This is a genomic window from Mesorhizobium sp. M1A.F.Ca.IN.022.07.1.1 (assembly GCF_003997575.1).
Taxonomy (GTDB): domain Bacteria; phylum Pseudomonadota; class Alphaproteobacteria; order Rhizobiales; family Rhizobiaceae; genus Mesorhizobium.
Map to the genome: position 1 here is coordinate 1 of NZ_RZST01000598.1, position 1,651 is coordinate 1,651.

General features: G+C 68.5%; 1 protein-coding gene. It reads right to left on the minus strand.

Translation table 11 applies throughout. From position 1 onward, the window contains the following. A partial coding sequence (gene addB / locus EOA75_RS32600) for a double-strand break repair protein AddB (RefSeq protein WP_127326117.1) occupies positions 1-1,651 on the minus strand: 1,651 nt, incomplete at both ends.

Consider the following 1,651-nt stretch of genomic DNA (forward strand, 5'->3'; position numbering starts at 1 on the left):
GCATAGCGCCGGGCGACGGCGTCGGCGCGGGTATGCTCCCATTCGATGATGTTTTCCGCGAGCTTTTCGAAGCGCGGCCACCACACCGCCTCGATATCGGGCGGAAGTGCCGCGTCGGCAAAGCACGCGCGACCGGCCTCGATGAGGGCTGCCAGCGCGCCCGGCGCCCTCGGATCTTCCACCCTTCGCGAAAACAAATGCAGGATTTCGTGGAACAGCGTGCCGCGTTCGGCAGCACCGGGGTCGCGGATCACCGGGTCGAGCGGCATCAGGCCGAGAATCCGCCTGGCATAGATCGCATAGGGGTCGCGGCGCAGTGTCTCGATCTCGGTGACCGAGAAATGCTGTGGCCGCAGGTGCAGCGGCGGCTTCGGCTGTGGGCGGGACGCGAAATCCTTCCTGTCGCCGGCATCGAGCGCGCGCGCCCAGACAAGCAGCGCGTCGCCGCGCCGGCGAACTGCCGTCGCCTGGTCCTTGCCGATGAAGGTGACGATGCGCTGCAACCAGCGCGACGGCACCGCCGGCGCGTCGCCGGATCGGGCCGAGCGCGTCAGCACCACCGTTTCAGTACCCATCGCAATCTGGAAATCATGCGCGGCAAGGCCGATGCGCCGCTCCGGCGGCTCGAGATCGATGCCGGTCTTCATCAGCCGCGACATGAACCGGTCGCTCTCGGGCTTGCGCGGCCAGACCCCTTCATTGAGGCCGCCGATGACCAGCGTGTCGACGCTTTGCAGGCGAGCTTCCAGCGCTCCCCAGATGGCGATGTTGCGGTCGGTGCCTTGCGCCGGCTTGACCGTTTCCGGCGCGATCAGCGCCTCCATCACGTCGGGCCATTCGCCCGCACCGATCATAAACGGCGATGACACGGCAACCAGCCCGCGCAGAAGCGCGGCGAGCTTCTCGCCGGCGTCGCCGGCATAGAGGCTGGTCAGGCTGTCATCGGCCGCGCGGCCGAGACCTTCCAGCGCCACGACGCTCGCCCGCGTCAATGTCGCGATATCGGCATCCTTCTCGCCGCGCATCGCAGTGAGCGGGGATAGCGCATCGGTGAGGCGATTGAGCACTGCCCGCGCCTCTTCGATACCGCGTACCGTGAGGCGCTGGAACCAGAAGGGCTGACGGCTGTCGCCGCCAAGGCCCGCGAGCCGCGTCTCGAAAAGCGCGTCGAGGGAAGCGACGTCCGGCCGGCCGGTGCCGCCGCGCAGCGCCACCAGCTCGATCAGCTCGGCAGCCTTGCGCACGCTCTGGCGTTCGAGACCGAGGCCAAGCAGCGGATGCTTGAGTAGCGACAATAGACCCACCGGATCGCCTGGCCGGAATGCTGCGCCTAGCGCCAGCCTGAGCAGGCTGGCGGCCGGCGTGTTGGCTAGCGGCGTGCCGCCGGAATCGTCAGCGACGACGCCGAAGCGTAGCAGCTCGGCCGAGACGCGTCGCGCCAGGGCGCGGTCGCCGGTGACGAGTGCCGCGCGCTTGCCCGGCATTTCCACTGCGCGCTTAAGCGCAATGGCAATCGCTGCCGCCTCGTCGCGCTCATTTGCAGCCTCGACCAGCGTCACGCCGGCCAGCGCCTGCTCGACATCATTGACCGAGAAACGCGGCCGCGACTCCGTCCAAAGCTCGGTGGTCTCGGCCGGCCGCGTTTCTCGGT